At 71.8% G+C, this 6157-nt stretch carries 4 protein-coding genes; 2 read left to right on the top strand and 2 right to left on the bottom strand.

The window, feature by feature from the left end:
* Positions 1-83: 83 nt before the first annotated feature.
* Positions 84-725, bottom strand: a complete 642-nt coding sequence (locus tag E1286_RS45345; RefSeq protein ID WP_132623328.1) for a hypothetical protein — start codon at positions 723-725, stop codon at positions 84-86.
* The gene (locus tag E1286_RS45340; RefSeq protein WP_132623326.1) at positions 722-1384 is read right to left on the bottom strand and encodes a hypothetical protein; all 663 of its coding nucleotides are present in this window, start codon (positions 1382-1384) and stop codon (positions 722-724) included. The genes E1286_RS45345 and E1286_RS45340 overlap by 4 nt, the downstream gene beginning before the upstream one ends.
* A 170-nt stretch (positions 1385-1554) precedes the next feature.
* Here E1286_RS45340 and E1286_RS45335 point away from each other — a divergent pair, with 170 nt between their 5' ends.
* Both E1286_RS45335 and E1286_RS45330 read left to right on the top strand, forming a co-directional pair.
* Entirely contained in the window at positions 1555-3495 is a 1941-nt protein-coding gene (locus E1286_RS45335) for a hypothetical protein (protein WP_165970230.1), read from the top strand.
* A 155-nt stretch (positions 3496-3650) separates the two neighbouring features.
* The coding region (locus E1286_RS45330; RefSeq protein ID WP_246075699.1) for an ATP-binding protein at positions 3651-6157 on the top strand (2507 nt) is incomplete at its 3' end.

The following is a 6157-nucleotide window of genomic DNA, read 5'->3' as shown; positions in this document are numbered from 1 at the left end:
GGGGCGGCGGCGGGTAGTCCTCCGGACGCCGCTCGTGCTTCGGCGCGAACCAGTCACGCTCCTCGTTCGGGCTCATCGTGCGCTCACTTCTTCACCGAGTAGACGTCCTGTGCCGAGGCGGCCAGCTTGCGCGCGCCCTCCTCGTCGAGCCCGAGGTCGATCTCCACCTCAGGCTGGTTCGGCTCCACCACGACCGACGACGGCAGCCCGAACACCACACTCGCGCCCGGCAGCGCGGACGCCGGCGCCTCGAACACGAACCGCCCGCTGACCCAGATGTCCGGCTGCACCCAGGTGTTGGCGAGCGTGACCGCGTCGTCCACCCGGTCGGTGGCGTCGAACTTCTTGCCGTCGGCCGTCAGCAGCACCGGCTGCGCCAGCTTGTACGGCTTGCGGCTCGACGTGGCCGAGGCGTTGACGACGAGGAAGAGGTGGTCCGTCCCGATGGTCGTGGAGTAGTTCTCGATCGACTTGGCGGCCACGACCGAGTCCACCCGTACGGTGAAGCGCCGGGCGTCCACGTCCTCGCCCTTGTCGCCGGCGTAGGTGAGCGGGAGGCTCATCTCGCCCGCGTTCAGGTGCATGGTCTGCAGCCCCATCGCGCCCCCGACCAGCAGCAGCCCGGCGGCGAGGCCGAGCAGCCGCGACTCGCCGGCCCGGCGCCGTCCCGGCCGCCTGCTACGCCGCTCCGGGGCGGCCTCGGGGCGCTGCTCGGTGGTGGTCACGCGGCACCGCCCTTCTTGACGGGCAGCGTCACGCGCGCCTTGACCTCGGGCAGGTAGGAGTCGCCCGCTTCGGTGGCGACCATCATCCAGCGGGGCAGCTCGTTGTTGAAGTCGGTCCTGAACTCGAAGGAGGCCATTTCGAACGAGATCTTCTCCGGCGGCCGCCGGTCACCCTCCAGCTCGTACCGCACGATCACCTGGCTGGTCACCCCCGGGTGGAGCTGCTGGGTGTCGCCGCCCTTGCTCCGCACGAACGCGAAGGGCCCCGCCTCCTCGCCGAAAGCCGGGTTGATCTTGAGCAGTGAGCCCGCGAAGCTGTCCGACAGGTACGCCTGCTCCAGTTTCTGCGCGGGGACGCCGACCGTGCGGGTCTCGTCGCCCTTGTTGGTGACGTCGAAGACCAGCTCCACGAAGCGCTTGTCCTCCTCGAACCGGTTCTCCGCCCGCTCGAGCGTCACCCGCGACTCGACGAGCTTGGTGGAGTACAGCCCTTGGTCGAGCACCGCGCCCTGGCCCAGCGGCTCCGGCTCCTCCGGAGTCTCGTTCAGACCGCCGAGGAGGGCGGTGATGCCGAAGGCCGTGAACGCCACGAGGGCGGCTGCGGGCACCGCTACCGGGCGTCTGCGCTTTTCAGGGCTCTCGCCGGACGGTTCCGTCATGGGTAAGGATGGTAATAGGTAACGCTTATCCCATCTGCCGCATTGCTCCCATCGGAATGGTCGAATTGCCGAGAACCCTGCCGCTACCGGGGTAGTAACTCATACGCTGTCACGGAGCGGAATGGGTCTGACCCCTACCACTAATGACATATCGGCAGCCGGAGGGTCACGTGACGGACGTGCATCCCGAGCATGCCCAGCTCCAGGCGGACCGGATCTACCTGGGCTGGCAGTACATCCTGCTGCACCCCGACCCGGGCCCGCCACCGAGACGCCCCTCGCCCGCCGAGGAGCCGCCGCCCGAGCCCGACGCCGCCGAGCTGGAGCTGCTGCGCCGCGAACGCCTCCAGGAGGACATGCTCAACCGGCCCGTCCGCCTCGTCCGCCTGGCCATGCTCGTCCTGGCCGTGCTGATCCTGGCGGTGGCGCTGGCCGGCTACCTCGCCTGGCAGTTCGCCGCGGTCGCGCTGGTCGCCGCCGGCGGCGTCGCGGGGATCTGCAGCTACGCCCTGCTCCAGGGCGACCGGGCCGTCCGCTACAGAGTCCAGGAGCAACAGGCCAGGGACGAGCGCCAGCGCCGGGAACGTGACAAGGAACTGTTCCGCGCCCAGGAGGAGCACGCCAGGCGCTACCGCGAGTGGCAGGAGGCCAAGGACCGCCACGACAGGCAGCTCACCTGGTACGCCGTGGCGGTCCCCGACGAGATCGACCGCGTCGACGTCGCGGGCGGCACGCTGCCCGGCTGGTCGGCGCTCGTCACCCTGATCGGCGCGACCCGCCTCTACAGCGGCGGCCACCTGACCGTGCTCGACCTGTCGGAGGGCGCGATCGCCAAGGACCTGATCGAGCTGGCCCGCAAGGGCGGCGACGACCCGCTGGTCTGGGTGTTACCCGTCGACCTGCCCAAGCTCGACCTCGGCGCCACGCTGAAGCCCGAGGCGTTCGCCGACGTCCTCGCCCACGTGGTCAGCGTCAGCGAGGAGCACCGCACCACCCGCGACCTCAGCTTCGACAACGCCATCCTGGAACGGGTGCTGGAGGTGCTCGGCGAGAACGCCACGATCAGGCAGGTGACCGCCGCCCTGCGGGCCCTGGCCCAGGTCGGCGACCCCCGCGACGACCTGCGGTACGGCCTGATCACGGCGACCCAGCTGGAGCGCATCGGCACGCTCTTCGGCCGCGGCGTCAGCGACCGGGTGGTGATCGAGCGCGCCTGGGCGCTGGAGTCGCAACTGCGCAAGCTGGAGACCCTGGGCACCCAGGCCGTACGGCTGCCGCCCGCCCGGCTGCGCGTGGTGAGCATGGATCGCCAGGCCGGGGTGTTCGGCAACCGGGTGCTCGGCACGTACGTCGCCACCGCCCTGACCCACATCCTGCGCCAGTCGCCCGCCTCCGACCGGCCCTGGTACCACACGATCATCGTGGCGGGCGCCGACAAGCTCAGGGGTGACGTGCTCGACCGGCTGATGGACGCCTGCGAGACCTCGCGTACGGGGCTCGTGCTGACGTACCGGTCGCTGACCCCCACCGTGCGCGAGCGGCTCGGCAGGGGGCACGCGGCGGTGGCGTTCATGCGGCTCGGCAACGCCGAGGACGCCCGGGTCGCCAGCGAGCACGTCGGCACCGAGCACCGGCTGGAGCTGGCCCAGCTCACCGAGACGATCAGTGAGTCGCTGCCGGGCCTCGACGGCGGCTACACCTCCACGATCGCCCAGGTCGAGGACGGCACGGAAGACCGCGACGGCGACCACGCCGACCTGGCCGGCGACATCACCGAATCCACCGAGTGGGGCAGGACGGCCGACAAGATCTCGGAGAAGGAGCGGGTGCTGCAGCGCTCGCGCGAGTTCCTCGTCGAGCCGCACCAGCTCCAGCAGCTGCCCACGACGTCGGTGATCGTCACCGACGCCACCGCCCAGGGCCGGCGCGTCCGCCTCGCCGACGCGAACCCGGCCATCCTGACCTTCCCCAAGACCACCCTCGGCGAGTTGGAGGACGTCCGTGAGGCCGTGCTGGCGCTCGACCCCGGCGCCGACGACGGCGACGCGGACCCGCCCGCGAACCTCGGACCGCCGCCGCCACGCCTGGACTGGCGCAAGGGCAGGCAATGACATGGTCAATGTCAAGGTGACGAGCTGACGGTTGGCGGAATTTACTAAAGAACCGTCTGTGGGGGATAGAAATGCAGCTGAGCGGGCCCTGGTATCGGATCCAGTCGATCGCAGCACCCTCGCGAAGCTCGTCGGCGGAGTGGGATTTCGTCACCGTGCTTCCCGCAGTGCTGTCGGCGGCGCAGCGCGACCGGCCCTTCGTGATCGGGTGGTTGTCGCGCGGGTCCGGCGCGCCGCTCGAACTCATCACCAACGCGGGGCCGCTGTCGCCGCCCCGCCAGCCGCGCCGGGCGACCGACCTGCCCGGCCTGCCGAGCGGGCCGCAGCCGCTGCTGTTCCCCGGCGGGGCGCGCGGCGTGCAGCTCACCGAGGAGTACCTCGCCGACCTGGCCGACCTGGTGTGGACGCCGTGCCCCGGCCGGCAGGCGCCGCCGCTCGGCGGGCGGGGCCGCGAGTACTCCGAACACGACCCCGACGAGCTGAAGCGGCCCACGCTCTTCGAGTCGACGCTGATGACGCTGATGTCGCGGCCGTTCGGGTGGCTCGTCGTGGCCGAGCCGACCGACCTGCTGGACGCCGAGGTCGCCCACCTGCGTACGCAGCTCAACGTGCTGCGCCAGTACGGCGACGCCTCCGAGCGCTCGCGCTTCGACGCCGAGCGGGCCGAGCGCCGTATGCAGGAGCTGGACGCCTTCCGCGAGGCCGGCCTGTGGAACGTCCGCGTGCTGGCCGGCGGCGCCACCGCCGACGAGCTGCGGCAGATCGCGCCCGTGCTGGTCGGGTCCGTCGAGATGAGCCACCACCCGTACCGGCTGCGCAGCTCGCACGGCGCCGTCTACGCGCTGTCGGAGGCACTGGCCATCACCATGCAGGACCCGGCCGACGGCGCCGCCGCGCCCTTCGCCGCCACCGCGGGGGCGCTGGCCGCGCTGGCCGGGCTGCCCCGGCGGGAGGTGCCGGGCGTGCGGGTGCTGGAGTCGGGCTTCTTCGACGTGACGTCCGAGGCCGACGGGGGCGAGCTGGAGCTCGGCGAGATCCTCGACGGGCAGGACCGCGGCGTCGGCTCGTTCCGGGTGCCGCTGGCCACGCTCAACCGGCACGCGTTCATCACCGGCGCGACCGGCTCCGGCAAGTCGCAGACCGTCCGCCACCTGCTGGAGCAGCTCAGCAGCGCGCGCATCCCGTGGCTCGCCATCGAGCCGGCCAAGTCCGAGTACGCCGCCATGGCCGGCCGCATCGATGGGCCGGTCACCGTGATCAACCCGTCGGCGCCCGACGGCGTGCCGTTCAGCGTCAACCCGCTCGAACCCGAGCCCGGTTACCCCGTCCAGGCCCACATCGACATGGTCAGGGCGTTGTTCATGGCGGCGTTCGACGCCGAGGAGCCGTTCCCGCAGATCATGTCGCTGGCCCTGCAGCGCGTCTACGAGGCCACCGGCTGGGACGTCGTGACCGGCGGCGCGGTGCCCGGCTCGAACGTCCCGCCCAGCGTCCCCACCCTGGAACAGCTCCAGCAGCACGCCATGGACGTCATCAAGGAGATCGGCTACGGCCGCGAGGTCCAGGCCGACGTCGAGGGCTTCATCTCGCTGCGGCTGCGCTCGTTGCGCGTCGGCTCGGCCGGGCGCTTCTTCGAGGGCGGCCACCCCGCCGACATCGGCGGCCTGCTCGAACGCGACGTCGTCCTCGCGATCGAGGACGTCGCCAACGACGAGGACAAGGCGTTCCTCATGGGCACGCTGATCATCCGGATCGTCGAGCACCTGCGCATGCGGGCCAGGAAGGAGAAGTCCCCCGGCCTGCGCCACGTCATCGTGATCGAGGAGGCCCACCGGCTGCTGCGCGACCGCGGCCAGGGGCGGGCCTCCACGCACGCCGTCGAGCTTCTCGCGGGGCTGCTCGCCGAGGTCAGGGCGTACGGCGAGGGCATCGTGGTGGCCGAGCAGATCCCGACGAAGCTCGTCTCCGACGTGGTGAAGAACACCGCGCTGAAGGTCGTGCACCGGCTGCCCGCCGAGGACGACAGGAAGCTCGTCGGCGCCGCCATGAACCTCAGCGACGAGCAGTCCCGGCACGTCGTGTCGCTGCAGCCCGGCTCGGCCGCCGTGTTCGCCGACGGCATGGACCGGCCGCTGCGGGTCCGCGTGCCGCTGGGCGAGTCTCGGGAGAAGGCGGTGCCGGGTCCGCCGCCGCCCATCCGGGGCCGCCGCTCGGCCGCCTGCGGCACCCAGTGCCGCAACGGCCTGGCCTGCACGCTGATGGAGCTGCGCGAGGCCGACGTGCTCGCCGACGCGCCCGACTGGGCGTGGCTGCGCATCTGGTGCGACACGGTCGTGCTCGCCTTCGTCACCAACCGGCCGCTGCCGGGCGTTCCGCGCGCCCTGTCGGCCGCCTGGGGCGACCTTCCGGTACGCCGCCGCGAATGCCTGCTCGCCACCCTGATCGAGCGTTCGGTGCAGCGGCGCGCCTGGGCGCTGCGGAGCTGGTTCGATCCGGCGCTGCTGACGGAGAAGGCCGCCGAGACCGCGGGCCGCCTGCTCGGCGGCCTCGACAACGGCGGCGAACGGCTGGGCGCGTCGTGGGTCATCCCGCAGGTTCGCTGGCTGCACGAGGTCGACCGCCTCTTCCCGTACGGTCACCCCGCCCCGAACCTGCGCAGCCC

Origin of the sequence: Nonomuraea terrae (assembly GCF_004348995.1) — a bacterium.
GTDB lineage: Bacteria > Actinomycetota > Actinomycetes > Streptosporangiales > Streptosporangiaceae > Nonomuraea > Nonomuraea terrae.
Note: the sequence above shows the minus strand (reverse complement) of the source record. Positions and strands in the feature narration are given on the sequence as shown.